We start from the raw sequence: 25325 nt of genomic DNA on the forward strand, positions 1-25325 counted from the left end.
AAGGCGCCTACACGACCAAACCAGGGACACCCTGGGAAACGGCAGGTCGCGGGAGAAAACTCTCCTCCATGAACCAGACAGCGGCACCCGTCCGCGAGCATCGAGCTCTCTACTTCCTGCTCGCCGCCCTCGCGGGCATCGTCACGGGCGGAGTCCTCCTCGCCGTCGCCGAGCTCATCGCCCTCGCGGTCGCCCGCACCGCGAGCCCCGTGCTCGCGCTCGGCGCCTTCATCGTCGACATCGTCCCGCGCCCGCTCAAGGAGTTCGCGATCGAGACGTTCGGCGAGAACGACAAGACCTTCCTGCTCGGCAGCGTGGGCGCCGCGGTCGTCGTCGCCGCCGCGATCGCCGGAGTGCTCCAGCTGGTCCGCCCGCCGCTCGGCCAGGTGCTGCTCGTGATCGCCGGCGGCCTCTCGATCGCCGCCATCGTGACCCGCACGGGAGCGTCGCCGCTCGCTGCGGTGCCCACGCTGGTCGGACTCGTCGTCGCCGTCGTCGTCATGCACCTCCTCTTCACGCGCCTGCGCGGCTGGCGTGCGGCCCGGGTCTCGGAGGCCAGGGGAACATCCTCCGAGGCCCGTCCGGGCGCCCTCGAGCGCCGCGGCTTCTTCCGCATCGCGCTGATCTCCGCCGTCGGCGCGGCCGTCGTCGGCACCGGTGCCCGCCTGGTCAACGCGGCGACCTCCTCCCTCGCCGGTGTCCGCGACGCCCTGCGCCTGCCGTCCCCGCGCAGCACCGTCTCGGTCCCCGCGGGCGCCGAGCTCGACATCGAGGGCATCACCCCGCTCTACACGCCGAACGCCGACTTCTACCGCGTCGACACCGCCCTCACCGTGCCCAACCTGGACCCGTCGGCCTGGTCGCTGAAGATCACCGGCATGGTCGACCGCGAGGTGACGCTGAACCTCCAGCAGATCTTCGACATGGGCCTCGACGAGTACGGCATCACCCTCACCTGCGTCTCGAACCAGGTCGGCGGCAACCTCGTCGGCAACGCCAAGTGGCTCGGCGTCCCCCTGCGCGACGTGCTGAAGATGGCCGGCGTGCAGAGCGGAGCCGACATGCTCCTCTCCACCAGCAGCGACGGCTACACGGCGTCCACCCCGATCACCGCGGTCACGGACGAGAACCTCGACGCGATCCTCGCCGTCGGCATGAACGGCGAGCCCCTCCCGTTCGAGCACGGCTTCCCGGTGCGGATGATCGTGCCCGGCCTCTACGGCTACGTCTCGGCCACCAAGTGGCTCACCGAGCTCAAGGTCACCACCTTCGAGGCCGACCAGGCCTACTGGACCCCGCGCGGCTACTCCGCCGAGGCCCCCATCAAGATGTCCTCGCGGATCGACACCCCGCGGATCGGCGTCCCCGTCACCTCGGGCGCTCTCAAGATCGCGGGCGTGGCCTGGGCGCAGAGCATCGGCATCGAGAAGGTCGAGGTGAGCATCGACAACGGCGACTGGCAGGAGGCGACGCTCTCGACCCCGGTCAACCTCGACACCTGGGTGCAGTGGTTCGTCGACTGGGACGCCCAGCCCGGCTCGCACTACGTCGCGGTCCGCGCGGTCGACAAGAACGGCATGGTCCAGATCGAGGACCGCGCGCCGGTCGCGCCCGACGGATCCTCCGGCTGGCAGCGCACGCTCATCAACGTCACCTGACGCCCTGCGGAGGCGCCGATCCCCGGGGGTCGGCGCCTCCGGTGCGTCCGGCGTCCGTCGCTACGACGCCCCCGCAGTGCGGACGGCCCTGACGCGACGTCGCCTTGGCGGCAGGCACCGCGGCACGTCCCGGCCCGGCGCGCAAGCCTCCGCGGCGGCGCAGACCGCGAGGAGGCGCCGCTCTAGCCTTCGAGGATGCGCTCCCGGCTCCTCCACCTCCGCGAATCCTTCTGGTTCCTCCCGGCCCTGTTCGGCGTCCTCGCCGTCGGGCTGGCGCTGGGGCTGGTCGAGGTCGACCATCTGCTGGTCCGCGCCGGCGTCAGCGACATCCCCCTGATCGAGGACCTGTCGCCGACCGGCGGCCGGGCGATCCTCTCGGCGATCGGCGGGACGATGCTGGGCGTCGCCGCGACCTCGTTCTCGATCACGATCTCGGTGCTGGCGACCACGTCCTCCGCCTACGGGCCCCGGCTGGTCCGCAACTTCATGGCCGACCGCGGCAACCAGGTCGTCCTGGCGGTGCTCACGTCCACGTTCCTGTACTCGCTGATCGTGCTGCGCGCGGTGCACACCGAGGAGGACGCGTCGCTGACGTTCGTGCCGGTGGTGGCCGTCTCGTTCTCGGTGCTGCTCGCGGTGGGCGACGTCGCGGTGCTCGTCTACTTCATCCACCACATCGCGCTGTCGGTGCAGGTGACGACGCTGCAGCAGCGGGTGCTCGGCGAGCTCGTCGACGTGATCGAGCGACTGCATCCGGAGGACGGTGAGGAGCCGGTGGACGCGGAGGAGGCCCTGCTCGCGGAGGAGGCCCTGCCGCCGGCGGGGCGCGAGCCGGTCGTGCTGTGTGCGGTGCGCGGGGGCTACGTCGAGCAGCTCGAGGTCGAGCGGCTGGTCGCCCTGGCCCGCCGCGGCGACACGCGGCTCCGGGTGCTCGCGCTGCCCGGCGACCACGTCCTCGTCGGCGACCCGGTGCTCGAGGTCCTGGAGGGGTCCGTCGCCCAGGAGGAGGCGGTCGCCGCGGTCGTCGTCGCCGACGCGCGCACCCCGCACCAGGACCTCCGCTACGCCGTCCAGCAGGTGGTCGAGATCGGAGTCCGCGGGCTCGCGACCGGCACCAACGACCCGTACACCGCAGTCGGCGCCGTCGAGGCCCTGACCAGCGCGCTCGTCGACCTCTGCGGCCGGCCGGAGGCGCGCGGCCGCTACTCCGACGCCGACGGAGTCGTCCGCCTGGTCGTCCCGTGGCCCCGAGCGGGCGAGCTGCTGGCCGACGTGTTCCTCGCGCTGCGCTCGTACGCGATGGAGCAGCCGCTCGTCGTCCGCGCCGGCGTGCGCCTCGCCGAGCGGCTCGCGGTCGTCGCCCGCGGCGGGACCCGCGTCGAGCTGCACCGCCAGGTCCAGGCGTTCGCCGCCGCGCACGCCGCCGCCGACGGCGACGCCCTCGAGGCGCCGGCCCTGCGCGCGTCGCTCGCCGCGCTCGAGGCGCGCCTCGCGGCCTGAAGCCGGCCTGCCGGATGCTCCGGGAAGCCGCACCGCCCATGGAGTGCTCGAATCGATTCGAGTAGGCTCGGCGCATGACAGAGAACACCACTGAGCAGCGCGTGGGGGTCGTCGGCCTCGGCTTCGCCGGCACCACCCACCTCGACGCCTTCCAGTCCCTGCCCGGCGCCCGCGTCGTCGCGCTCGCCGGCCAGGAGGAGGCGCGCCTGCACGAACTCGGCGCGACCCGCGGCGTCCCCGACCTGTACGCCGACTGGGAGGACCTCGTCGCCCGCGACGACCTCGACGTCGTCTCCATCGGAGTCCCGAACCACCTGCACCACCCGATCGCCGTGGCCGCGCTCGCGAGCGGCAAGCACGTCTTCTGCGAGAAGCCGCTCGCCACCACCGCCGAGCTGGCGGCCGAGATGGTCGAGGCCGCCCGCGCGAACGACCGCGTGCTCGAGATCGCCTACAACCACCGCCGCCGCGCCGACGTCGCCTTCCTCCGCGACTACCTCGACGACGCGCCGCTCGGCGACGTCTACCACGCCCGCGCGAGCTGGCAGCGGCGCACCGGCATCCCCGGCATCGGCTCCTGGTTCACCAGCAAGGAGCTCGCCGGCGGCGGCCCGCTGATCGACCTCGGCTCCCACGTGCTCGACATCGCGCTGCACCTGCTCGACGAGCCGCGCGTGACCAGCGTCTCGGCGGTCGCGTACGGCGAGATCGGCCGCTCCGGCCGCGGAGGGCGCCCGCACGGCGTCGCCGCCACCGGCACGCACGCGTTCGAGGTGGAGGACTTCTCGAGCGCCCTGCTGCGCCTCGACAACGGCCGCTCGCTCCAGCTCGACGCCTCCTGGGCCAGCTACTCGAAGGTCGACGAGGACATCGAGGTCGAGCTGCTCGGCTCGGCCGGGGGCGCGCGCCTCCACATCGCCGACTACGCCACGGAGGGGACTCTGACGCTCTACTCCGAGGTCGCCGGAGCGCCGACCGTCTCGCACCCCGACGTGAAGGTCCCCGCCGGACACCACCGCTCGGTCATCGCCGAGTTCCTGGAGGCCATCGCCTCGGGAGCCGACGCCCCCGCGGGCGGCCCCCGCTACTCCGGCCACTACGGCGAGTACGCGCTGCACCGCAGCCGGGTGGTCGACGCGATCTACCGCTCCGCGGCCGAGAAGAAGGAGGTGGCGGTCGCATGAGCGCCCCGATCGAGGTCCTCGTCTGGAACGAGTTCCGCCACGAGACCCGCGGCGACGAGACCGTGCTGCGCCACTACCCGGACGGCATCCATCGCGTCATCGCGGACGGGCTCGCGGAGTCGCTCGGCGACGCCGTCTCGGTGCGCACCGCGACGCTCCCCGAGCCCGAGCACGGGCTCACCGAGGAGGCGCTCGCGACGACGGACGTGCTGCTGTGGTGGGGGCACATCGCGCACGAGGAGGTGTCGGACGAGGTCGTCCAGCGGGTCCTGCGGCACGTGCAGGAGGGGATGGGGATCCTGGTCCTGCACTCGGGCCACTACTCGTCGATCTTCAAGGCGCTCATGGGCACGACCTGCTCGCTGAAGTGGCGCAACGACCGCGACCGCGAGCTGGTGTGGACGATCGCGCCCACCCATCCGATCGCCGAGGGCGTGCCCAGCCCGCTGATCATCCCCGAGCAGGAGATGTACGGCGAGTACTTCGACATCCCGGTGCCGGAGGAGACGGTGTTCCTGTCGACGTTCACCGGCGGCGAGGTGTTCCGCTCCGGCGTGACCTACACCCGCGGCCTCGGGAAGGTCTTCTACTTCTCGCCCGGCGACCAGGACTACCCCGTCTACCACCACCCGGACATCCGGCGCGTGCTGGCGAACGCCGTCCGCTGGGCCCGCCCGACCCGGCCGCGCACGCCCCTCACGGCCGACCACCACCCCCGGGGCTGGTTCGAGGCCTGACGCGGGCGCTCCCGTGCCTCCGTCTCAGCGGGATGCGGCTCCGGTACGCGACACGCCGTGCCGGGCGCACCGACGTGGCGTCTCGCGGGGAGGTACTGGGGGGATGCAGCAGTCGGAGGGGCGCGAGCCGGACGAGGTGCGCCGGTACGGGGAGGCTCCGGAGCAGATCGCGGACGTCTTCCGCGGGGCGCCCGGCGAGGCGCGCCGGCCGGTCGTGCTCGTGCACGGCGGGTTCTGGCGGGCGCGGTGGGACCGGCGGCACGCCCGGCCGCTCGCGGCGGCACTGGCCGACCGCGGGCACGACGTGCTCCTCCCCGAGTACCGGCGCACGGGCGACCCGGGAGGCGGCTGGCCGGGCACCGGCGACGACGTCCTGGCCGTGCTCGCGGCGCTCCCGGCACTGCTGCCCGGCGCCGGACCGGTCGCCCTCGTCGGCCACTCCGCCGGCGGCCACCTCGCCGTCTGGTCGCAGGCCGCCCGTCCGTCGCCGCACGTCGCCGCTGTGGTGGCACTGGCGGGCGTGCTCGACCTGGCCGCCGCCTCCGCCGACCGCCTCAGCGACGACGCCGTGGGGGAGCTCCTCGGCGGCGACCTCGCGCTGCTTCCGGGCGCCGACCCCGCGCAGCTGCCCGCGCCGCCGCAGCCGATCACGCTGATCCACGGCGTACTCGACGAGGACGTCCCTGTCGCCTACAGCCGCCGATACGCCGACCGGCACCCCGCCGTGCAGCTGCACGAGCTCGCCGCCGCCGACCACATGGCGCTCGTCGATCCGACGACGGCCGCCTTCGCGATCCTCCTCGCCGCGCTCGCCTGACGCGCGATCGCACCCCCTCGCCCGTCGGCGTGCGCTGGGGACGGATCGCGACACACCGCCCGCCGACGCGCGACGGGGACAGGCCCCCTACAGGACCGGCGGGTACAGGAAGAGCGGGACCTGCGCGGTGGGGAAGGTGCGGGTCACGTAGCTGTGCTTGCCGCCGTAGTTGTACTCCTCGAGGAGCACGGTGCCGTCGTCGTTGACCTTCTGCACGTAGGAGACGTGGTTGTAGGTCCACCACGCGACGCAGCCGACGATCGGGACGCTGCTGGTCGCCCAGCCCTTCGCGGCCCAGTTGTCCGGCCACTCGTAGGCGCTGCCGCCGAGCGGGGTGATGTTGCCCCACGTGTACTTCCACGGCGCGGAGGTGCGGCCGGCGTCACGGTTGAGGCGCCAGGCCACGAAGTCGACGCACTCGCGGTAGTAGTAGCCGAGGGGCGAGAGTCCGCCGCCGTCGTCGTCGATGGTCTCGTAGGGCCACGGGTAGTCGTCGCCGACCGCGCGGGTCTGCACGGTCGAGAACTCGCCGCCGTTGGATCCGGAGAGCACGGCCGCCTGGCGGCTGGCCTCGTCGAGCTGCGCCTGGGTCGGTGCGGCGAAGGCGTCGCGGACGGCGGTCTGGCCGGCGGCGTCGGAGGAGACGGTGAGGTTCTGGAGGCCGACCCGGTTCGCGGCAGCGCGGCCGGTCGCGGTGGCGGAGGAGCTGCGGGCGCCGTACGCGGGGATCGCGGCCGTGGCGAAGAGGCCGCCGACCACCGAGAACGTCCCGAAGGCCAGGGCGCGGCGGCTGAGGCCACGGGCCCGGGCGGATTCGGCGACGCGGGGAGCGACGGGGCGGGAGGCGGACGCGCGACGCGGAGAGGCCGGGATCGACCGGGAGGCGGGGGAGGCGACGGCGGGGACCTCGACCGACACGGTCGGAGCGGGCGCCACGGCCGATGCGGCGTCGACGATGAAGTCCGCGGAGTCGCCAGCGCCTGCGGAAGCGGGCGAGTTGTCCGATCCGCTGCCCTCGACCGCGGCACCGGCGGTCGCCGCGCCCGTCTCCGCCTCGGCCCGGGCCGCACGGCGCTCGGCCTCGCGGGCCTCGCGCCGGGTCGGGGGTGCAGTGGTCGGGGTGCCGGCACTCTCCTCAGGGGTGGGAATGCCTGGCTTCGACACGCGTGCGTTCTCCTCGGATGACGGTGGTGACGGGGGGTCGGGGGCCGGTGGGGATCCGGCGACGAGCCACTCTAGCCCGAGGCCCGCGCATGACGGAACGATCACGACGGATCCGGCACGGATGCTCCGACCGCTCGCGCCCGTGCGGTGCCAGGATGGGGCGCAACCGGGAAGGAGCTCCTCATGACCGCACCCACCCCCACCGGGCCCGTCCTCGTCGGCATCGTCGACGGCCAGCGACCCGAGGTCCTGCGCACCGCCGCCCGCGTCGCCGCCGACGCCGGAGCCGCCCTGCTGCTCGTGTCGGTCTCGGCCGATCCGTACCTCGTCGGCGAGTACGTCGATCCGATGACCGGCGGCATCCCGCTCGGCTTCGTCGGCGCCGCGGCCGACCGCGGCGAGGGCCCGTCCCTCCCGCCCGGGCTCCGCGAGACGGTCGAGCACGAGCTGGACGGCAGCACCGTGCAGTGGTCGCTGCGCGCGGCGCGGGGCGAGCCCGCCCTGGCGCTCGCCGAGGTCGCCGAGGAGGTCGACGCGCGGATGATCGTGGTCGGCACCCGCGACGCGGGCGTGCTCGCGAGCATCGCCGAGTTCCTCAGCGGGAGCGTCGCCGCCCACCTCGCGCACCGCCAGCACCGCCCCGTGCTCGTCGTCCCGCGCGCCGACCGCGACCCGTCGCGCCCGGCGCCCTGGGACCTCGCGGAGTGACGCGACCCCTCCACCTGCGCCCCTCCGCGATCCTCCTCGTCGCGGCGGGCGGAGCCGTCGGCACGGCTGCCCGCGCCGCGATCGGCGCCGCACTTCCCCCGTTGGGCGTCGTGCCGGTCGCGACGCTCGCCGGGCCGGCCTGGGGTACGGCGTCGGCACGGCTGCGCTCGCCGTCGCGGCGGCCGCCGCGGGCCTCGCCCTGACGGGCGTCCGGCTGTCTTGAGCGGCGCGGTGGGCACTCCGACGCGGCGCGGCGGGCGAACCGGAGCGGCGTGCGGCTCTGCTCCTCACCGCCCTTCCCGGAGCCCACCCCACGCCCCTCCGCACCCGCCTCATCGACCCCGCCCCGTCACTCCTGATCCCCCCGCTCACGGGGCAGGCGCCCGCCGCCGCCCGCGAGCCGACGCGGATCCTCGCGCGGTGACCCCCGGTCGAGGGACGCCTCGACCTCCGGAGCATGGGTGAAGATGGGCGGATGACATCCGTGGGGGGCGTTCCGGAGCTCAGGCTGGCCGTCGTCGACGACCAGCCCCTCTACCGGCACATGCTGTCCTCGCTGCTGCGCGCGGTGCCGGGCGTGCGGAGCGTCGTGGAGGCCGGATCCGCCACGGAGGCGCGGTCGGTGCTGCGGCCCGCGGAGCTCGACGTGGCGATCCTCGACATCGAGCTCGGCGACGGGGACGGCATCGAGCTCGGGCGCCGGCTGCGGTCCACCGCGCCCGGACTGGGCATCGTCCTGCTCTCCGCCCCCGCCCTGCTCGCCTCCGTCCGCGCGACGGCGGACGGCCGCACCGTGCTCGATCCGGCGCTGGTCGCCGCCCGCGCCGCCCGCCGAGACTCCCCGGTCGCCGCGCTGAGCCAGCGCCAGTACGAGGTGCTCTCGGGTCTCGCATCGGGGCTGACCAACGCCGCGATCGGCGAGCGCCTCGGCATCGCGGTCCGCTCGGTCGACAACCACGTCAACGCCGTCTACGCGTCCCTCGGCGTCCGCTCGGACGGCGAGCGCAACCCGCGGGTCGACGCGACGCTCCTCTTCCTCGAGCACACCGGATGAGCGCCGGCCCGAGCGACACGCGCGAGGACAACCGCATCGTCCTCGGAGCGATGGCCCTCCTCGGCGGCGTCCTCTCGCTGCTGGCCGCGCTCCAGGCCGTCTTCGCGCTCGGGATGCTGTCGCGGACGCTGCGGAGCGTCGATCCGGGGCCGCTGCTCGACGTGACGACGCGCGTCCTGGTCAACGTGTCGACGATCGGGCTCGCGATCGCCCTGGTCGCGGTGCTGCGTCCCGAGCGCTCGACCGGCGGCGGCCGGGTGGCCCGAACGGCGATCATCGCCGTGGGGATGGGACTCGTCCGCTGCTGCCTCCAGGTGCTGACCGGCGTCTACCCGCTCTCGGCCCTCCCCGCTCTCGCGGTCGAGCTGGTCGTCGGATCCACGGTGATCGCGCTGATCACGGCCTACGGCTACCTGCTCGTGCGCGCGGCGCGGCGGGTTCGCGAGAAGGAGCGGGAGCACGCCCGCGCCTCCGTGCAAGCGCTCGAGGCGGTGCAGGCCCTGCAGCGGGAGGAGCTGCGGGTGCGGCGCGACGTCGCGCAGAGCCTGCACGGCGGCCTCCAGAACGGACTGGTGGTGCTGACCGCCGAGCTGCACGCGGTCGCGAGCGCATCCGACGAGGCGGCCTCGGAGCGGCTGCTCGCCATCGCCGCCCGGCTCGACCGGCTCCGCGAGGACGAGGTGCGCGCGGTCGGCCACGCCCTCTACCCGGTCGAGATCGACCACGGCCTGGTCCCCGCCGTCCGCGACCTCGTCGCGCGACTCCCTCCCGAGATCGCCGTCGACCTCGACCTCGGCCGCATCCCGGCGCTCGCCGCCGAGGGCGCCGAGGCGCCGCTCGACCAGCGGATGCTCCTGGTCCGGCTCCTGGAGGAGGCGGTCACCAACGCGCTGAAGCACGGCGGCGCCTCCTCGCTGCGGGTGCGCGGCGACGAGGAGGCGGGCGTCGTGGTGCTCACCCTCGACGACGACGGCCGCGGACTCGTCGAGGGGTCGACGCGCTCGGGCCTGGCGCGGCTGGAGCGGCAGCTCGCGGTCTACGGGGGCTCGCTGGAGCTCTCGGACTCGCCCGTGCTCGCGGGGGCGCGGCTGAGGGCGCGGCTCCCGCTGTCCGACGCGGCGCCCGGCGGGGACGGCGGACGGACGGAGTAGCGGGTCGGGCGCTCGTGCCGTCCCTCGCGTCGAGCACAGGGCGGTCCGAGGGACGGATTCACACCGGATGGCGAGCCGTCTCCTCGTGCCCGCCCCTCACGCCGGGTAGACCAGCAGATCCTCCGGAGCGACGGTGAAGCCTGCCTCGCGGCCGGGCGCGAGGTCGAGGCGTGCTGCGTCGGCCGCCGGGACGTCGGCGGTCAGGAGCGCGCTGCGCACCCGCACCGCGTCTCCCCGCTGCTCCACATCGGTGATCACGGCGCGGAGGCCTCCCCCTCCGACGGAGACGGCGGAGGGACGGACCGCGGCGAGCACCGCGGCACCGACCGCGACCGGCTCGGCCGCGACTCCGGACAGCTCGTGCCCGCCGGCGGTGCGCAGACCCGTCGCGGTGCGGACGCCGTCGAGCAGCTCGAGCCCGGCGAGCTCGGCGGTGAACGCGGTGCGCGGGCGCGTGAGGACCCGGGCGGTCGGCCCCTCCTCCACCACACGGCCGCCGTGCAGCACCAGAACCCGGTCGGCGAGGGTCCAGGCGTCGAGCACGTCGTGGGTGACCACGATCGCCGAGCGGTCGGCGAGCACCTCGCGGAGCATCCGGCGGAGGACCGGGGCGGTCCGGGCGTCGACCGCGGCCAGCGGCTCGTCGAGCAGCAGGAGGCGCGGGTCGGTCGCGAGGGCCCGGGCGAGTGCGACCCGCTGAGCCTGGCCGCCGGAGAGACTCCCCGGGCGCCGGTCGGCCAGGTCGGCCACGCCCGCGGCGGCCAGCTCGCGCTCGGCCCGCTCGAGGGACCGCGCCCGTCCGGCGCCGGCGCTGCGCGGACCGAACGCCGCGTTCTCGCGCACGCTGAGGTGCGGGAACAGCAGCGGGTCCTGCGCCAGCAGGGCGACGGGGCGGCGGTGCGGAGGAGTCCAGCGGCGGTCGTCGAAGAGCAGCGCGCCGCCGGCGGTCGCCCGCCCGGAGTCGGCGCGGACGAGGCCGGCGATCAGCTCGAGCACGGTCGACTTCCCCGCGCCGTTGGGCCCGAGCAGCGCGATCGTCTCGCCCTCGGCCACGTCGATCCGCACGTCGATCCCGCGCGCCGCGAGCCGCGCCTCCAGCAGCAGGCTCACCGCGGCACCCCCCGGGCTGAGCGGCCGTGCGCGAGACCGATCACGAGCACCGCGACCACCACGAGCACCAGCGCGAGGGCGACCGCCGCGTCCGGATCGCTCTCGCGCTGCAGGTAGATCTCGAGCGGGAGGGTGCGCGTCGTGCCCTCGAGGCTGCCGGCGAAGGTCAGCGTCGCTCCGAACTCGCCGAGCGCCCGCGCGAACGAGAGGATCGCGCCCGAGGCGAGGCCCGGCAGGATCAGCGGCAGCGTGATCCGCCGGAGCACCGTACCGGGGGAGGCGCCGAGCGTCGCGGCGACCGACTCGTACCGCGCGCCGGCGCTGCGCAGCGCGCCCTCGAGCGTCAGCACCAGGAACGGCAGGGCCACGAAGGTCTGCGCGATCACGACGGCGGTGGTCGAGAACGCGATGCGGACGCCGAGGGCCTCCAGCGCGCCGCCGAGCAGGCCCATCCGCCCGAAGGTGAAGAGCAGCGCCAGCCCGCCGACCACCGGCGGGAGCACCAGCGGCAGCAGCACCAGCGAGCGGAGCAGGCGCTGGCCGGGGAAGGCCGTGCGGGCGAGCACGAGGGCCATCGGGGTGCCGAGCAGCAGGCACAGCAGGGTCGCGACGGCGGAGGTGCGCAGGCTCAGCAGGAGCGCGGCGACGGAGGAGTCGGAGGTGATCAGCGGCAGGAACTGCGGCCAGTCGACGCGGGCGAGGATCGCGGCGAGCGGGAGCAGCACCAGCAGGGCGCCGAGCGCGGCGACGGCCACGACCCAGCGCGGCAGGCCGGACCCGGTGCGCATCAGCCGCGGGCGAGCGGCGTCTCGACGATGACCGTGGTCGCCTTGACCACCGCCACCGCGGGAGACCCGGGCTCGAGCCCGAGCTCGCGGACCGCCTCGCTGCTCATCAGCGAGACCACGCGGTGCGGACCGCACTGCAGCTCGACCTGCGCCATCACGGTGTCCATCACGATGCCGGTGACGATCCCGACGAAGCGGTTGCGGGCCGAGCGCGCGACCGGGGACGGATCCTCCGGCAGCACGGCGTTCGCGCGGGCGAGCCGGGCGACCTCGAGGCCGTCGACGACGCGTCTCCCGGACGCGTCCTTCGCGCTCTCGAGCGTCCCGTTCTCGATCCAGCGCCGCAGCGTGTCGTCGCTCACGCCGAGCGCGGCGGCGGCGTCCCTGATCCGTATCTGCGGCATGGAGTCGATCCTACGTCCGCGGCTGAGCCTGTGCCGTGTCCCTCTCCTCTCCACGAGGCGCCGCCGCGGTGCGCCTCCTCCGGCGCGCCGCGTACCCGCACGGCATCTTGTGGAGAGGGAGGAGAGGAACGCGGAGGAACGGGCGCTGGGGATCCCGGGCCGCGCGCGCAACCCCCTGGAGGACCGGCGGGAGCACGACGCACGCTGAAGGGACGACGACACAGGAGGCGGCATGCGCGCGATGGTCTACCGGGGCCCCTACAAGGTCCGCGTGGAGGAGAAGGACCGGCCGAGGATCGAGCACCCGAACGACGCGATCGTCCGGGTGACGATGGCGGCGATCTGCGGATCCGATCTGCACCTCTACCACGGGCTGCTCCCGGACACCCGGATCGGCCACACCTTCGGCCACGAGTTCATCGGCGTGGTCGACGAGGTCGGCTCGTCGGTGGAGAACCTCAGCGTCGGCGACACGGTGATGGTCCCCTTCACCATCTACTGCGGCTCCTGCTGGTTCTGCTCCCGCGGCCTCTACTCCAACTGCCACAACGTGAATCCGAACGCCACCGCGATCGGCGGCATCTACGGCTACTCGCACTCGGCGGGCGGCTACGACGGCGGGCAGGCGGAGTACGTGCGCGTCCCGTTCGCCGACGTGGGCCCGACGAAGATCCCCGAGTGGCTGCCGCACGAGGACGCCCTGATGCTCACCGACGCCTTCTCGACCGGCTACTTCGGCGCGCAGCTCGGCGACATCGTCGAGGGCGACACGGTCGTGGTGCTCGGAGCCGGACCGGTCGGCCTGGCCGCCGCGCGCTCCGCCTGGCTGATGGGCGCCGGCCGCGTCATCGTCGTCGACCAGATCGACTACCGCCTCGCCAAGGCCCGCGACTTCGCCTTCGCCGAGACCATCGACTACACCGAGGAGGACGATCTCGTCGTCACCCTCAAGAAGACCACCGGCGGGCTCGGCGCCGACGTCGTGATCGACGCGGTCGGCGCGGAGGCCGACGGGAACCTCCTCCAGCACGTCACCGGCGCCAAGCTCAAGCTGCAGGGCGGCTCGCCGATCGCGCTCAACTGGGCGATCGACGGCGTCCGCAAGGGCGGCACCGTCTCGGTGATGGGCGCCTACGGTCCGCTCGCGAGCGCCGTCAAGTTCGGCGACGCCGTCAACAAGGGCCTCACGCTGCGGATGAACCAGGCCCCCGTCACCCGCCAGTGGCCGCGCCTGTTCGAGCACATCCGTGCCGGGCACATCACGCCCAGCGACCTGATCACGCACCGCATCCCGCTCGAGCACATCGCCGAGGGGTACCACCTGTTCTCGTCCAAGCTCGACGGCTGCATCAAGACCGTCGTCGTCCCGTAGGAGGATCCCGTGCCGTACACCGCCGACCGCCCCGTCCGCGTGCCGACCGCCGAGGAGCTGCGCGCCCGCATCCCGGGCTGGGGCGCCGACCTCGATCCCGCCGACCGGCCCGCGTTCCCCCGCGAGCGCAGCGACCTCGTGTCGGGCGCGCACTGGGAGCGCCCGGAGAGGATGCGGACGCACGGCCGTCGCGAGAAGAGCATCGAGCACCTCGAGCTGCCCGCCGTCTTCGGCACGGCGCAGCCCCTCCACGGGATCTCGGGCGCGATCCGCCGCTACGCCTACGACCGGTTCAGCGAGGGGCGCCACGCGCACTGGCTGCTGCTCGTGCTGGGCGACCGGGTGGAGTCGACCGGGGCGCACCTCCGCTCGCTGCTCACGACACGGCCGGACGATCCGATCACCGAGACCGGTGTGCTGGCCGAGGCGCACGCGCACCCGATCGCCTCGCGCCGTGGCCGGTCCGACGTGCGCCACCAGATCCTCGACCCGCTGCTCGTCGGCGGTCCCTGGGTCCTCGCGGCCCTCGGCGCCGTGGCGCTCGCCCGCCGCCTCCTGCGCTGACGCCCGTTCCCCTCTCGCGAGAGGCCGCTCCGGTACGCCTCCGTCGGCGTGTCGCGGACCGGAGCCGCGTTCCGCGGAGGAGGACGGGGGTCAGCGGCTGCGGGGCGCGGCGCCCGCGGTCGGCGCGGTGCGGGTGTCGACGCTCGCCGTGAGTGCCGCGGAGTAGCCGGACGCCGGGCTGCCGGACATCGTCGCGAGCTGCAGGGCTCCGCCGTCGTCGCCGAAGACGGAGTCGGATTCCAGGCCGACCCGGGCGAGGTTCGCGGCCGAGCCCGCATACGACTCGAGGGCGTAGACCGCGGTGCACGCCTCCTCCTGCAGGGCGATCTGCGAGGTCGCGATCGCGTTCGACGCGTCGGTGATCGAGTCCGCTCCCGGGTACACCTCGAAGTGGATGTGCGGCCAGCGGCCGGAGTAGCAGGCCGGGACGATCGAGGCGAAGGAGACGACGCCCGACGCGTCGGCGACCTGCACGCCGCGGAGGTACGTCTCGTCCTCGACGCCGCGGGAGTACATCGAGTAGTCCCCGTGCGCGTCGCAGTGCCAGACGTACACGGCGGCTCCGGCGAACGGCACGCCCCCGCTCGCCGCGTCGAGGATCGTCAGAGTGAGCGCCAGGGGGACCCCGTCGGCCGTCGCGCCGCCGCCGATGCTTGTGCGCAGGTCGCTGCGGACGATCCCGGAGCGCTCGAGGACGTCGACCCCGTTCGAGCCGTCGCCCGGGTAGGGGCCGGCCGTCTCGTCGGGGATCTCGCCGGCGACCGCGGTGCCGGCCCCGGCCGTGGCGGTCGCGGTGGGAGTCGCGGTGGCGGTCGCGGCGGCGGAGGAGGCGGATCCCGATCCTCCGGTGGCGCATGCTGCGAGCCCGAGGGTCGCCGCCCCCGCGCCGACCAGCGTCAGCACGCCGCGCCGCGAGAAGAGGGTCCCCACGTCGAACGGGAGGCCCTGGTCGACCACCTCCTCCTCGGGGCGGTCGAGCCGGCGGCCCTCGTAGGCCGGTCCGTCGGGCGTGCTGCGGGGCTCCGGGATGCGGGTCATGGTCGTGCTCCTCGTCGGTCGTGGTGTCCGTCGCGAGCAACCCTTGCGGCCGGGGCTCTGCGCCTCCGATGACCGTCCTACGACCCTCCTATGACCGACCTGCCGACCGCCCTGCAGGCCTCCTCCGACGCCGCGACGCCTCTCACGGTGCTCCGAACCCGGCCGCCGCGAGCACCGCGCGCCCGGCGTCGGAGGCGACGTACGCGACGAAGGCCGCCGCCGTGGCCGGGTCGCCCGCTCCGGTCAGCGCCGCGATCGGGTACGTGTTCACCGCCTCCGAGGCCTCGGCGAAGTGGATGCCGGTGACCGAGCCCGCGGCCCCGCGGACGTCGGTCGCGTAGACGAGCCCGGCGTCCGCCTCGCCCGAGGACACCTTGCCGAGCACGTCGGTGACCGACGACTCCTCGCTCACGGGGGAGATGTCGACCCCGGCGGCCTGCTCGACGGCGGCGGCCGCTGCTCCGCACGGCACCTGCGGCGCGCAGACGACGGTGGCGGTCCCGGGCCGGGCGAGGTCGGCGAGCGAGGCGACCTGTGCCGGGTTGCCGGGGGGCACGGCGATCTCGAGCGTGTTCGTGGCGATGTCGACCAGGTCCCCGTCGACGAGCCCGGCCTCGGCGACGGTGGACATCGTGCGCTCGTCGGCGGAGGCGAAGACGTCGGCCGGGGCGCCGTTGACGATCTGCGTCGCGAGGTCGGAGGAGCCGGCGAAGGAGAGCTCGACCTCGGCTCCAGGCTCGGCGGCCTCGAACCCCGTGGCGAGCTCGGTGAACGCGCCCTTCAGCGAGGCGGCGGCGAAGACCGTGAGGGAGCCTCCGGCCGAGGACGTCGCGCCGCCGGTGGCCGCATCGCCGGCGGGGGTCGACGGAGCGGAGCAGCCCGCGAGCAGGAGGAGCGCGGCAGCGGCCGGGACGAGGGGGAGCAGTCGACGACGCACGGGGACCTCCGGATTTGGGCTCCGCAGATGCGGCGGACAGCTGATTCTAGAACCTCAGGTGCGGAGCCTGGCTGGGAGGAGGGCCTCACGTGCGGCGGAGAGACGATCCGAGGACCGGACCGGCCGGGCGATGCACCTGCGCGGGGAACGACCGCCCGCGCGACGCACAGCGGCGGGCGGACCGCAGCCCTCCGGCTCCGGCCCGCCCGCCGCTCGTCGCGGCCGCCTCGACGGCGGCCCTCCGCTCAGCTCTGCGGCGGCGAGTAGAACTGGAGGTCGTTGCCCTCCGAGTCCTTGAAGGGGAGGATGCGGCCCCACTCGTGGTCGCTGATCTCGCCCTCGATCGACGCGCCCCGCGCCGTGAGGCGCTCCAGCTCGTCCTCGATCGAGCCCTCGGGCTGGAACGAGATGACCGCCCCGCCCTGCTCCGCGACCGTGGCCGACTCGCGGGCGTTCAGGCCGATCATCAGCCCGCCGGCGTCCAGCTCCGACCAGTCGTCCGAGGTGTCCTTGACCTCGAGGCCGAGCGTGTCGCGGTAGAACGCGACCGCCCGCTCCATGTCCGTGACGGGGACCCAGACCGTTGCGACTCCTGATGCCATGTCGTGCTCCTTCGCTCGATGATGCCGATCCTCCGACGCTAGGTCGGGGACGCCCGGAGCGGGGGCCCTTGCGCCGACGCGCGGAGGCTGCTCTCGCGCGGCGCCTCTCCGCCGAGCTGCCGTGCTCACGCGCCCGGCAGCGGTGAGGCGCCGGCTTCCCGCTGCCCGTCAGTGCCGAGACACCGCCCCGCGCCGAGACACCGCCCCTCGCCGGCGTCCCGGCGCGCAGCGGGACGTCTCGGCCCGGCCTCCGCGCGCGAGCGCTCCCCGCCGACGTCACCGACGACGCGGCCGCCGGGGCGGGCGTCGCCTGGATCGAGGAGGCGGTGGGTCCGTTGCGCATCCTGGTCAACAACGCCGGCGTCCAGCACCGCGTGCCCCTGCTCGAGCTCGAGGTCGCCGACTGGGAGCGGGTGCTGCGCACGAACCTCACCAGCGCCTTCGTGGTCGGCCGGGCGGCGGCGAAGCGGATGATCCCGCGCGGCGCCGGGAAGATCGTCAACGTCGCCTCGGTGCAGGCCGATCTCGCGCGGCCGACGATCGCGCCCTACACCGCCTCGAAGGGCGGGATCCGCAACCTCACCCGCGCGATGACGGCGGAGTGGGCGCAGCACGGCATCCAGGTCAACGCGATCGCTCCGGGCTACATCCACACCGAGATGACGCAGGGCCTCGTCGACGACGAGGCGTTCGACAGCTAGATCCTCGGCCGCACGCCCGCCGCGCGCTGGGGCCGCGTCGAGGACCTGATCGGCCCCGCCGTCTGGCTCGCCTCCGACGGCTCGGACTACGTCAACGGGCAGGTCGTCTTCATCGACGGCGGCATGACCGTCGTCGTCTGAGCCACCCCTCGACCCACCGAACGGAACCCGCATGACCGCGCTCGTCCCCGCCTCCACCACCCGCGTCGTCGTCCACGCCGCCGGCGACCTCCGCGTCGAGGAGGCGCCACTCGCGCCGCGCGGCCCCGGCGAGGCCCTCGTCGCCGTCGCGTACGGCGGGAACTGCGGCTCCGATCTGCACTACTGGACGCACGGCGCCGCGGGCGAGTCGATCCTCCGCGAGCCGCTGACGCTCGGCCACGAGGTGGTCGGCACGGTCGTCGAGGCAGCGGCGGACGGCTCCGGACCCCCTGTCGGCGCGGCCGTCGCCGTGCACCCCGCGACCGCTCGCGGCGAGTGGCCCGACGGGCGCCCCAACCTCGCGACCGAGGGCACCTACCTGGGCAGCGCCGCGCGGATTCCGCACACCCAGGGCGCGTTCGCCCGCCACGCGGTGCTGCCGGCGCGCATGCTCCGCGAGCTGCCCGCCGGTCTCGGGCCCCGGGAGGCGGCGCTCGCGGAGCCGGCGAGCGTCGCCTGGCACGCGGTGTCCCGCGCGGGGGAGGTGTCGGGACGGCGCGCGCTGGTGATCGGCAGCGGCCCGATCGGAGCACTGATCGTCGCTGTGCTGAAGCGGGCGGGGGCGGCCGAGATCGTCGCGGTCGACCTGGCCGAGGAGCCCCTCGCGATCGCCCGCGCGGTCGGCGCGACCCGGACGATCCGCGCGACCGACGCCGACGCGATCGCCGAGGTCGCGGCCGACGTCGTCTTCGAGTCCTCGGGCAGCCCGCGCGGCCTCGCCTCGGCCGTCCGGGGCGCCGCCCGCGGCGGCACCGTTGTGATGGTGGGACTCCTCCCCTCGGGCGAGCAGCCGGCCCTGATCTCGCTCGCGATCACCCGGGAGCTGCGCCTGATCGGCTCCTTCCGCTTCGTCGACGAGATCGACGAGGTGCTGGCGGCGCTCGCCGACGGGAGCCTCGCGGTGGCGCCGGTGGTCACGCAGGTGCTGCCGCTGGAGCGCGCGCTCGAGGCCTTCGAGCTCGCCCGCGACGCCTCGCGCTCGAGCAAGGTGCTGCTCGACTTCACCCCGTGACGGGCGCTCGAGGCGCCTCCGGAGGGTCGGGATCGCCCGAGCGTTCGGGGTTCCCTCGGACGGCGGCGCCGCCGGAGCACTACCGTTGCACCATGGCGTCCACCGATACCCCCGATTCCGCCCCCGAAGCCGACACCGCTTCCGAGAGCGCCCCCACGCTCACCTTCTCCGACCTCGGTCTCTCCGACCCGGTCCTCAAGGCCCTCAAGGAGGTCGGCTACGAGACGCCCTCGGCCATCCAGGCCGCGACGATCCCGTCCCTCCTCTCCGGCCGCGACGTCCTCGGCGTCGCCCAGACCGGCACCGGCAAGACCGCGGCGTTCGCGCTGCCGATCCTCTCGCGCCTCGACGTCTCGCAGAAGACGCCGCAGGCCCTCGTGCTGGCCCCGACCCGCGAGCTCGCGCTGCAGGTGTGCGAGGCGTTCGAGCGCTACGCGTCCGGCCTCCGCGGCGTCCACGTCCTCCCCGTCTACGGCGGCCAGGGCTACGGCACCCAGCTCTCCGCGCTCCGCCGCGGCGTCCACGTCGTCGTCGGCACGCCCGGCCGCATCATGGACCACCTCGAGAAGGGCACCCTCGACCTCTCGCAGCTGAAGTTCCTGGTTCTCGACGAGGCCGACGAGATGCTCAAGATGGGCTTCGCGGAGGACGTCGAGACGATCCTCGCCGACACCCCCGTCGAGAAGCAGATCGCGCTGTTCTCGGCGACGATGCCCGCGCAGATCCGCCGCATCTCCGGCAAGTACCTGAAGGAGCCGGAGGAGATCACGGTCAAGAACAAGACCACGACCTCCGTCAACACCACGCAGCGCTACCTGATGGTGTCGTACCCGCAGAAGGTCGACGCCCTCACCCGCATCCTCGAGGTCGAGAACTTCGAGGGCATGATCGTGTTCGTCCGTACGAAGAGCGAGACGGAGACGCTGGCCGAGAAGCTGCGCGCCCGCGGCTACACCGCGGCGGCGATCAGCGGAGACGTGGCCCAGGCCCAGCGCGAGCGCACGGTCGAGCAGCTGAAGTCGGGCAAGCTCGACATCCTCGTCGCGACCGATGTCGCCGCCCGCGGTCTCGACGTCGAGCGCATCAGCCACGTCGTCAACTACGACATCCCGATCGACACCGAGTCGTACGTCCACCGCATCGGCCGCACCGGTCGCGCGGGGCGCAGCGGAGCGGCGATCAGCTTCGTCACGCCGCGCGAGCGCCGCCTCCTCGCCGCCATCGAGAAGGCCACCCGCCAGCCGCTGACCGAGATGCGGATGCCGAGCGTCGAGGACGTCAACGTCACCCGCCTCTCGCGCTTCGACGACGCGATCACCGCGGCGCTCGCCGACACCGAGCGCCTGCAGCGCTTCCGCGACATCATCGGCCACTACGTCGAGCACCACGACGTGGTCGAGTCGGACGTCGCCGCCGCACTGGCCATCGTCGCGCAGGGCGAGGAGCCGCTGCTGCTCTCGCCCGACGACCCCCGCTTCGCCCGTCGCGAGCGCGAGGACCGCGACTCCCGGCCCGACCGCGGCGACCGCCCCGAGCGCGGCGACCGCTTCGACCGCGGCGGCGACCGGGGCGAGCGTCCCGAGCGCCGTCAGCGCCCGGCGAACAGCAACCTCGCCTCGTACCGGATCGAGGTCGGCCGCCGCCAGCGCGTCGAGCCCCGCCAGATCGTGGGCGCGCTCGCGAACGAGGGCGGCCTCAACCGCGGCGACTTCGGGCACATCGACATCCGCCCGGACTTCTCGATCGTGGAGCTGCCGGCCGACCTGCCCCAGGACGTGCTCGACCGCCTCGCCGACACCCGCATCAGCGGCCAGCTGATCGAGCTGAAGCCGGACCGCCGTCCGAGCCGCGCCGGCGCCGACCGCGGCGCACGCCCCAGCGGCCCGAGCCGCTCGAGCGAGCGCCCGGAGCGCAAGCCGCGCTACTGACGCCTCCCGCCCCGGCGGACGGGCCTCCACGAGACGCCACTCCGGTACAGCGACCCTCGCGTGTCGCGTCCCGGAGTGGCGTCTCGCGTTCGTGCGGGGGGCGGCCTCAGCGGCGCAGGACGCGCCGGGCCAGCACGTTGCCGAGCAGCTGCACCAGCTGCACGATCACGATGATCACGAGCACCGCGGCCCAGGTGACGACCGGCTCGAACTGCCGGTAGCCGTACTGGATCGCGAAGTTGCCGAGCCCGCCGGCGCCGATGTAGCCGGCGACCGCCGACATGTCGATCACGGCGACGAACACGAACGTGTAGCCGAGGATCAGCGGACCGAGCGCCTCCGGCAGCAGCACCGTGCGGACGATCCGGAACCGGCTCGCTCCGACCGACCGCGCCGCCTCGATCACGCCGGGCTGCACGGTCAGCAGGTTCTGCTCCACGATCCGCCCGATGCCGAAGGCGGCGCCGAGCGAGAGGGTGAAGACGATGGCGTCCGTGCCGATGCCGGAGCCGACCACCAGCCGGGCCAGCGGCTGGGCCGCGGCGATGAAGATGATGAACGGGATCGGCCGGAACACGTTCACGATCACGTTGAGCAGTCCGTGGACCACCCGGTTCGCGTAGAGGGCGCCGCCGCGGGTGAGCGCGAGGCCCAGTCCGATCAGAAGTCCGCCGAGCCCGCCGAAGAGGAGGCTCAGCGCGACGATGTAGAGCGTCTCGCCGGTCGCCTGGACGAGCTTGGGCAGGAGCGGGATCAGCTCGTTCATCGGGGCACCTCCGTGACGGCGACGCGTCCGCCGAGGCGGGCGAGGAGGGGGTCGACGACGCCGTCCGGCGCGTCGAGGGCGACCGTGAGGTGGCCGAAGGCCCGTCCGCGGACGTCGGTGATGCCGCCGTAGACGAGCTCGAGCGGCACGCCGGCCGCCGCGACCTCGGCGAAGACGTCGCCCTGGGAGGCGGAGTCGTCCGAGAACGAGAGCGTGACCAGCCGGCCGCGGTGGCGCGTACGCAGCACGGCCGCCTCCGCGGGCGAGGGCACCGAGCGGACGACCGTGGAGACGAAGCGGCGGGTGACCGGCTCGCGCGGGGCCGAGAACACGTCGAAGACGGGCCCGCGCTCCACGATGCGGCCCGACTCCATCACCGCGACCTTCGTCGCGAGCTGCTGGACCACGTCCATCTCGTGGGTGATCACGACGATGGTGACGCCCAGCTCCTCATTGATGCGGCGGAGGAGGGCGAGCACCTCGCCGGTGGTGTCCGGGTCGAGCGCGCTGGTGGCCTCGTCGGCCAGCAGGATGCGCGGGGAGGCGGCGAGGGCGCGGGCGATGCCGACGCGCTGCTTCTGCCCGCCCGAGAGCTGCTCCGGGTGGCTGCGCGCCTTGTCGCTCAGGCCGACGAAGCGGAGCATCTCGTCGACGCGGGCGCGCTGCTCCGCCCGCGGGACGCCCGCGACCTGAAGCGGGTAGGCGACGTTCTGCCCCACGGTCTTCGAGCCGAACAGGTTGAACTGCTGGAAGATCATCCCGATCCCCAGGCGCAGCCGGCGCAGCTCGCGCTCGGGCAGGCCCACGGTCTCGCGGCCGTCGATCTCGATGCTGCCGCTGGTCGCGGGCTCGAGGGCGTTGACGAGGCGCGCGAGCGTGCTCTTGCCGGCGCCGGAGTAGCCGATCACTCCGTAGACGTCGCCCGCGTCGATCTCGAGGCTCACGCCGTCGACGGCCGCGGTCGGGGCGGCGCCGCGCCCTGCGCCGGGGTACACCTTGCGCACGTCGGTCATGCGGATGAGCGGCACGGGGCGCCCTTTCTGTTGCGGGGGAGGCGCGGGACCGCGCCGGTGGGGAGCTCCGCGAGCGGAGGACCCGACCGGCGCGGTGCCGCGGGTGCCGGAGTCAGGAGGCGGCGGAGATGTCGGTCTCGGCGGACTCGAGCGAGGTCTCCAGCTCGGAGGCGGGGGTCTTCAGGAAGACCGCGGTGCCGCCGGACTGCTCCGAGACGCCGTCGAGCACGTCCTGGCTGTCCTGGTAGATCGAGACGAGCTTCGTGTAGGTCTCGTTCTCGGCGTCGTCGGCCCGGGCGGCGAAGATGTTCGTGTAGAGCAGGGAGGCGGGGTCGCTCGGGTCGTCCTGGGCGATCGTGTCCGAGGCCTTGAGGCCCGCGTTCTCGATGAAGTCGTTGTTGATGATCGCGGCGGCCACGTCCGGGAGCGACGTCGGGGTGAGGGAGGCCTCGAGCGCGGTGACCTCCACCTTCGAGGAGGACTCGACGTCGTCGACGTTCGAGAGCACTCCGCCGCCGTCCTTCAGCTCGACGAGCCCGGCCGACTGCAGCACCAGCAGCGCGCGCGCCTGATTGGTCTCGTCGTTGGGGATCGCGACGGTGGAACCGGCGGGGATGTCCGCGACATCGTCGTACTGCGAGGAGTAGAGGCCGAGCGGGTAGATCGCGGTCGCGCCGATCGGCACGAGATCCGCGTCGGCCGAGGTGTTGTACTGCGCCAGGTAGGCGATGTGCTGGAACTGGTTGAGGTCGATCTCGCCCTCGGTGAGGGCGGGGTTGGGCTGGTTGTAGTCGCTGAAGTCGACGATCTCGACGTCGATCCCGGCGTCGGCGGCGGCCTTCTCGTAGGTGGCCCAGTAGGGGTCGCTCGCGCCGACCACGCCGATGCGGACGGTGTCGTCGCCGCCGCCCGCGCCGGAGCAGCCGGCGAGGAGCAGGGCGGCGGAGGCGGCGATCGCGGAGGTCGCGAGGAGTCGGGTGCGCAGGGTCATGGCTGTGGGGATCCTTCCGTGGAGAGGATCCGGGCACGCGGTGCCGACCGGGCGGTGCTGGTCACCGCCGGCGCTGCGACCGGCCTCCGGTCGCTCGGCGCCGCGACTGCGCGGATCCCGGGGATCACCTTACGAAGGCGGTCGGACCCGCGCGGAACCCGCGCGTAACACGGCGACTCGGAGGCAGAGGAAGCGCGCGCTCACCGCGGGATCGCGCTGTGACGGCTGCTCAGCGCCTGACCGCGCCGCGCCGGACGCTCAGCTCGCGAGCGCGCCGTCCTCGCCCGCCGACGCCTCGTGCTTGGCGATCCGCTTCGCGATCGCGTCGCGCTCGGCCCGGAGCGACGCGATGGTCGGCTTGTCCAGGCGGGGGTCGGCCAGATCGGCGAAGGGGCTCGCGGCGCCGGTGCGCGCGGACACGAGCGCGGCGTACGCCTTCGTCGCGGCGCGGAGCTCGGCTCCGGCCCGTTCGACCTTCCGCGGCTTCGACTCCTTGTCCGAGACGAGTCGGGCGTGCTTGTCGAGGGCCTCTACCAGTGCGCGATGCGCAGCGTCAATCTTCTTGCTCATAGGCGCATTATGGCGCAGGATCGGCGCACGGCGCCGACTGTGACTCCCCGCGCCCGTCGCCACCTTCCGTGAGACGCCGCTTCGGCACGCGACACGCCGGGGGAGGCGTACCGGAGCGGCACCTCGCGGGGAGGGGACGGGCGGGTCAGCGGGCGACCGGCGTGGAGACGGACGACGCGCCGGCGCTGGTGGCGACCGCCTCGAGGACGCGCTGCACGTCGAGGGCGTCGGCGAATGTGGGCGTGACCGCCGTGCCTCCGGCGATCGCCTCGACGAGGTCGACGACCTGGTGCGTGAAGAGGTGCTCGTAGCCGATGCCGTGCCCGGTCGGCCACCAGGCCGCCATGTACGGGTGCGCCGGCTCGGTGACCTGGATGCGCCGGAAGCCCTGCGCCTCCTCGGGGTCGCGGGCGTCGTAGTACTCGAGCTCGTTCATCCGCTCGAAGTCGAACGCGATCGAGCCGAGCTCGCCGTTCACCTCGATCCGGTTGGCGTTGCGGCGGCCGGTCGCGACGCGGGTCGCCTCGAAGACGCCCAGGGCGCCGCCCTCGAAGGAGGCGGTGAAGGCCGCGGCGTCGTCGACGGTCACGGCGCCGCGCGGGGCGTCGGCACCGGCGCGGCCGCCGAGGCCGACCTGCTCGCTGAGCACGGGGCGCTCGGTGGTGAAGGTGCGCAGCGTCGCCGAGACCGAGGTGATGCCGCGGCCGGTCAGCCACTGGGCGGTGTCGATGCTGTGCGCGCCGATGTCGCCGAGGGCGCCCGAGCCGGCGCGCTCCTTCTGCAGGCGCCAGGTCAGCGGCGCCTCGGAGTCGGACAGCCAGTCCTGCAGGTACTGGGCGCGCACATGGCGGATGTCGCCGAGGCGGCCCTCCTCGATGAAGCGCTTCGCGAGGGCGAGGGCCGGGGTGCGGCGGTAGCTGAAGCCGCACATCGCCACCTTGCCGGAGGCGGCGGCCGCGGCGACCATCCGCTCCGCCTCCTCGACGGAGTTGGCGAGGGGCTTCTCGCACAGCACGTGCTTGCCGGCCTCGAGGGCCGCGATGGCGATCTCGGCGTGGGTGTCGCCCGGCGTGCAGATGTCGACGAGGTCGATGTCGTCGCGGGCGATGACGGCCCGCCAGTCGGTGGAGGCCTCGCTCCAGCCCAGCCGCTCGGCGCGCTCGGCGGTCGAGTCGGGGTTGCTCCCCACGAGCACGGCGAGCTCGGGGCGGAGGGGGAGGGGGAAGAAGCGGGAGGCGGTGCGCCAGGCGTGCGAGTGGGTGCGGCCCATGAAGGCGGTCCCCACCATCGCGACGCGCAGGGCTCGGTCGTTCGACATCGTCGTCCTTTCGTCGGCCGTACGACCCTGCCACGGG

25 protein-coding genes and 1 pseudogene are annotated in these 25325 nt (G+C 74.0%); 14 read left to right on the forward strand and 12 right to left on the reverse strand.

Annotated features, from left to right (window positions below; genetic code table 11):
• Positions 1 to 68: 68 nt before the first annotated feature.
• The 5 genes from C5C99_RS08420 to C5C99_RS08440 all read left to right on the forward strand — a co-directional run bounded on the left by C5C99_RS08420 (position 69) and on the right by C5C99_RS08440 (position 5896).
• Positions 69 to 1658, forward strand: a complete 1590-nt coding sequence (locus C5C99_RS08420; RefSeq protein WP_104324825.1) for a molybdopterin-dependent oxidoreductase — start codon at positions 69 to 71, stop codon at positions 1656 to 1658.
• 195 nt (positions 1659 to 1853) lie between these two features.
• Complete coding sequence (locus C5C99_RS08425; protein ID WP_104260644.1) at positions 1854 to 3158, forward strand: DUF2254 domain-containing protein; 1305 nt, start codon at positions 1854 to 1856, stop codon at positions 3156 to 3158.
• A gap of 74 nt (positions 3159 to 3232) precedes the next feature.
• The gene (locus C5C99_RS08430) at positions 3233 to 4342 is read left to right on the forward strand and encodes a Gfo/Idh/MocA family protein (protein ID WP_104339920.1); all 1110 of its coding nucleotides are present in this window, start codon (positions 3233 to 3235) and stop codon (positions 4340 to 4342) included.
• Positions 4339 to 5079: a ThuA domain-containing protein gene (locus C5C99_RS08435; RefSeq protein ID WP_104315719.1), complete on the forward strand. Its 741-nt coding sequence runs from the start codon at positions 4339 to 4341 to the stop codon at positions 5077 to 5079. The genes C5C99_RS08430 and C5C99_RS08435 overlap by 4 nt, the downstream gene beginning before the upstream one ends.
• 103 nt (positions 5080 to 5182) lie before the next feature.
• Positions 5183 to 5896: an alpha/beta hydrolase gene (locus C5C99_RS08440; RefSeq protein ID WP_104263522.1), complete on the forward strand. Its 714-nt coding sequence runs from the start codon at positions 5183 to 5185 to the stop codon at positions 5894 to 5896.
• An 87-nt stretch (positions 5897 to 5983) separates the two neighbouring features.
• Here the strand turns inward: C5C99_RS08440 and C5C99_RS08445 are convergent, their stop codons facing one another.
• The gene (locus C5C99_RS08445; RefSeq protein WP_104337430.1) at positions 5984 to 7060 is read right to left on the reverse strand and encodes a CHAP domain-containing protein; all 1077 of its coding nucleotides are present in this window, start codon (positions 7058 to 7060) and stop codon (positions 5984 to 5986) included.
• Positions 7061 to 7243: 183 nt separating this feature from the next.
• On the opposite strand from C5C99_RS08445, the gene C5C99_RS08450 reads away from it, so the two are divergent.
• The 4 genes from C5C99_RS08450 (at position 7244) to C5C99_RS08460 (ending at position 9973) form a co-directional block, all read left to right on the forward strand.
• Positions 7244 to 7768, forward strand: a complete 525-nt coding sequence (locus tag C5C99_RS08450; RefSeq protein ID WP_104239244.1) for a universal stress protein — start codon at positions 7244 to 7246, stop codon at positions 7766 to 7768.
• Positions 7765 to 7971, forward strand: coding sequence for a hypothetical protein (locus C5C99_RS16745; protein WP_104247674.1), 207 nt, complete (start codon positions 7765 to 7767; stop codon positions 7969 to 7971). The genes C5C99_RS08450 and C5C99_RS16745 overlap by 4 nt, the downstream gene beginning before the upstream one ends.
• 272 nt (positions 7972 to 8243) lie before the next feature.
• Positions 8244 to 8822, forward strand: a complete 579-nt coding sequence (locus tag C5C99_RS08455) for a response regulator transcription factor (RefSeq protein ID WP_104339921.1) — start codon at positions 8244 to 8246, stop codon at positions 8820 to 8822.
• Positions 8819 to 9973, forward strand: coding sequence for a sensor histidine kinase (locus tag C5C99_RS08460; RefSeq protein WP_104339922.1), 1155 nt, complete (start codon positions 8819 to 8821; stop codon positions 9971 to 9973). The genes C5C99_RS08455 and C5C99_RS08460 overlap by 4 nt, the downstream gene beginning before the upstream one ends.
• Before the next feature lie 96 nt (positions 9974 to 10069).
• Here the strand turns inward: C5C99_RS08460 and C5C99_RS08465 are convergent, their stop codons facing one another.
• Genes C5C99_RS08465 through C5C99_RS08475 form a run of 3 tightly spaced genes read right to left on the reverse strand, consistent with a single transcriptional unit; the run spans position 10070 to position 12275 of the window.
• Positions 10070 to 11083: a sulfate/molybdate ABC transporter ATP-binding protein gene (locus C5C99_RS08465; RefSeq protein WP_104247671.1), complete on the reverse strand. Its 1014-nt coding sequence runs from the start codon at positions 11081 to 11083 to the stop codon at positions 10070 to 10072.
• The gene (locus C5C99_RS08470) at positions 11080 to 11871 is read right to left on the reverse strand and encodes an ABC transporter permease (RefSeq protein WP_104222446.1); all 792 of its coding nucleotides are present in this window, start codon (positions 11869 to 11871) and stop codon (positions 11080 to 11082) included. Before C5C99_RS08470 ends, C5C99_RS08465 begins: the two co-directional genes overlap by 4 nt.
• Positions 11871 to 12275: a molybdopterin-binding protein gene (locus C5C99_RS08475; RefSeq protein ID WP_104222447.1), complete on the reverse strand. Its 405-nt coding sequence runs from the start codon at positions 12273 to 12275 to the stop codon at positions 11871 to 11873. Before C5C99_RS08475 ends, C5C99_RS08470 begins: the two co-directional genes overlap by 1 nt.
• 232 nt (positions 12276 to 12507) lie before the next feature.
• Here C5C99_RS08475 and C5C99_RS08480 point away from each other — a divergent pair, with 232 nt between their 5' ends.
• Both C5C99_RS08480 and C5C99_RS08485 read left to right on the forward strand, forming a co-directional pair.
• Positions 12508 to 13647: a zinc-dependent alcohol dehydrogenase gene (locus tag C5C99_RS08480; RefSeq protein WP_104339923.1), complete on the forward strand. Its 1140-nt coding sequence runs from the start codon at positions 12508 to 12510 to the stop codon at positions 13645 to 13647.
• Positions 13648 to 13656: 9 nt separating this feature from the next.
• On the forward strand, positions 13657 to 14211 hold the full coding sequence (locus C5C99_RS08485; RefSeq protein ID WP_104339924.1) for a hypothetical protein: 555 nt from the start codon (positions 13657 to 13659) through the stop codon (positions 14209 to 14211).
• Positions 14212 to 14301: 90 nt separating this feature from the next.
• On the opposite strand, the gene C5C99_RS08490 is transcribed toward C5C99_RS08485, so the two are convergent.
• The 3 genes from C5C99_RS08490 to C5C99_RS08500 all read right to left on the reverse strand — a co-directional run bounded on the left by C5C99_RS08490 (position 14302) and on the right by C5C99_RS08500 (position 16788).
• A complete protein-coding gene (locus C5C99_RS08490; RefSeq protein WP_104339925.1) occupies positions 14302 to 15249 on the reverse strand; it encodes an intradiol ring-cleavage dioxygenase in 948 nt (315 codons plus the stop codon).
• Between the two features lie 142 nt (positions 15250 to 15391).
• On the reverse strand, positions 15392 to 16186 hold the full coding sequence (gene modA, locus C5C99_RS08495) for a molybdate ABC transporter substrate-binding protein (protein WP_104339926.1): 795 nt from the start codon (positions 16184 to 16186) through the stop codon (positions 15392 to 15394).
• 245 nt (positions 16187 to 16431) lie between these two features.
• The gene (locus tag C5C99_RS08500) at positions 16432 to 16788 is read right to left on the reverse strand and encodes a VOC family protein (RefSeq protein WP_104226592.1); all 357 of its coding nucleotides are present in this window, start codon (positions 16786 to 16788) and stop codon (positions 16432 to 16434) included.
• Between the two features lie 161 nt (positions 16789 to 16949).
• Here C5C99_RS08500 and C5C99_RS08505 point away from each other — a divergent pair.
• The 3 genes and pseudogenes from C5C99_RS08505 (at position 16950) to C5C99_RS08515 (ending at position 20630) form a co-directional block, all read left to right on the forward strand.
• Positions 16950 to 17630, forward strand: a pseudogene (locus C5C99_RS08505) (SDR family oxidoreductase).
• 31 nt (positions 17631 to 17661) lie between these two features.
• Positions 17662 to 18702: an L-idonate 5-dehydrogenase gene (locus C5C99_RS08510; RefSeq protein WP_104339927.1), complete on the forward strand. Its 1041-nt coding sequence runs from the start codon at positions 17662 to 17664 to the stop codon at positions 18700 to 18702.
• 92 nt (positions 18703 to 18794) lie between these two features.
• Entirely contained in the window at positions 18795 to 20630 is a 1836-nt protein-coding gene (locus C5C99_RS08515) for a DEAD/DEAH box helicase (RefSeq protein ID WP_104237941.1), read from the forward strand.
• A gap of 106 nt (positions 20631 to 20736) precedes the next feature.
• Here C5C99_RS08515 and C5C99_RS08520 read toward each other — a convergent pair whose 3' ends face one another.
• The 5 genes from C5C99_RS08520 to C5C99_RS08540 form a co-directional block, all read right to left on the reverse strand.
• Complete coding sequence (locus C5C99_RS08520) at positions 20737 to 21396, reverse strand: methionine ABC transporter permease (protein WP_104233527.1); 660 nt, start codon at positions 21394 to 21396, stop codon at positions 20737 to 20739.
• On the reverse strand, positions 21393 to 22424 hold the full coding sequence (locus C5C99_RS08525; RefSeq protein ID WP_258063669.1) for a methionine ABC transporter ATP-binding protein: 1032 nt from the start codon (positions 22422 to 22424) through the stop codon (positions 21393 to 21395). Before C5C99_RS08525 ends, C5C99_RS08520 begins: the two co-directional genes overlap by 4 nt.
• Positions 22425 to 22521: 97 nt before the next feature.
• A complete protein-coding gene (locus tag C5C99_RS08530; RefSeq protein ID WP_104339928.1) occupies positions 22522 to 23400 on the reverse strand; it encodes a MetQ/NlpA family ABC transporter substrate-binding protein in 879 nt (292 codons plus the stop codon).
• Between the two features lie 258 nt (positions 23401 to 23658).
• Positions 23659 to 23970, reverse strand: a complete 312-nt coding sequence (locus C5C99_RS08535) for a hypothetical protein (protein ID WP_104222458.1) — start codon at positions 23968 to 23970, stop codon at positions 23659 to 23661.
• A gap of 145 nt (positions 23971 to 24115) precedes the next feature.
• Positions 24116 to 25288 (reverse strand): Gfo/Idh/MocA family protein, encoded by a 1173-nt coding sequence (locus C5C99_RS08540; protein WP_104273275.1) that lies wholly within the window; start codon positions 25286 to 25288, stop codon positions 24116 to 24118.
• Positions 25289 to 25325 lie beyond the last annotated feature (37 nt).

It is taken from the genome of Rathayibacter sp. AY1C4, from assembly GCF_002932195.1.
Taxonomy (GTDB): domain Bacteria; phylum Actinomycetota; class Actinomycetes; order Actinomycetales; family Microbacteriaceae; genus Rathayibacter.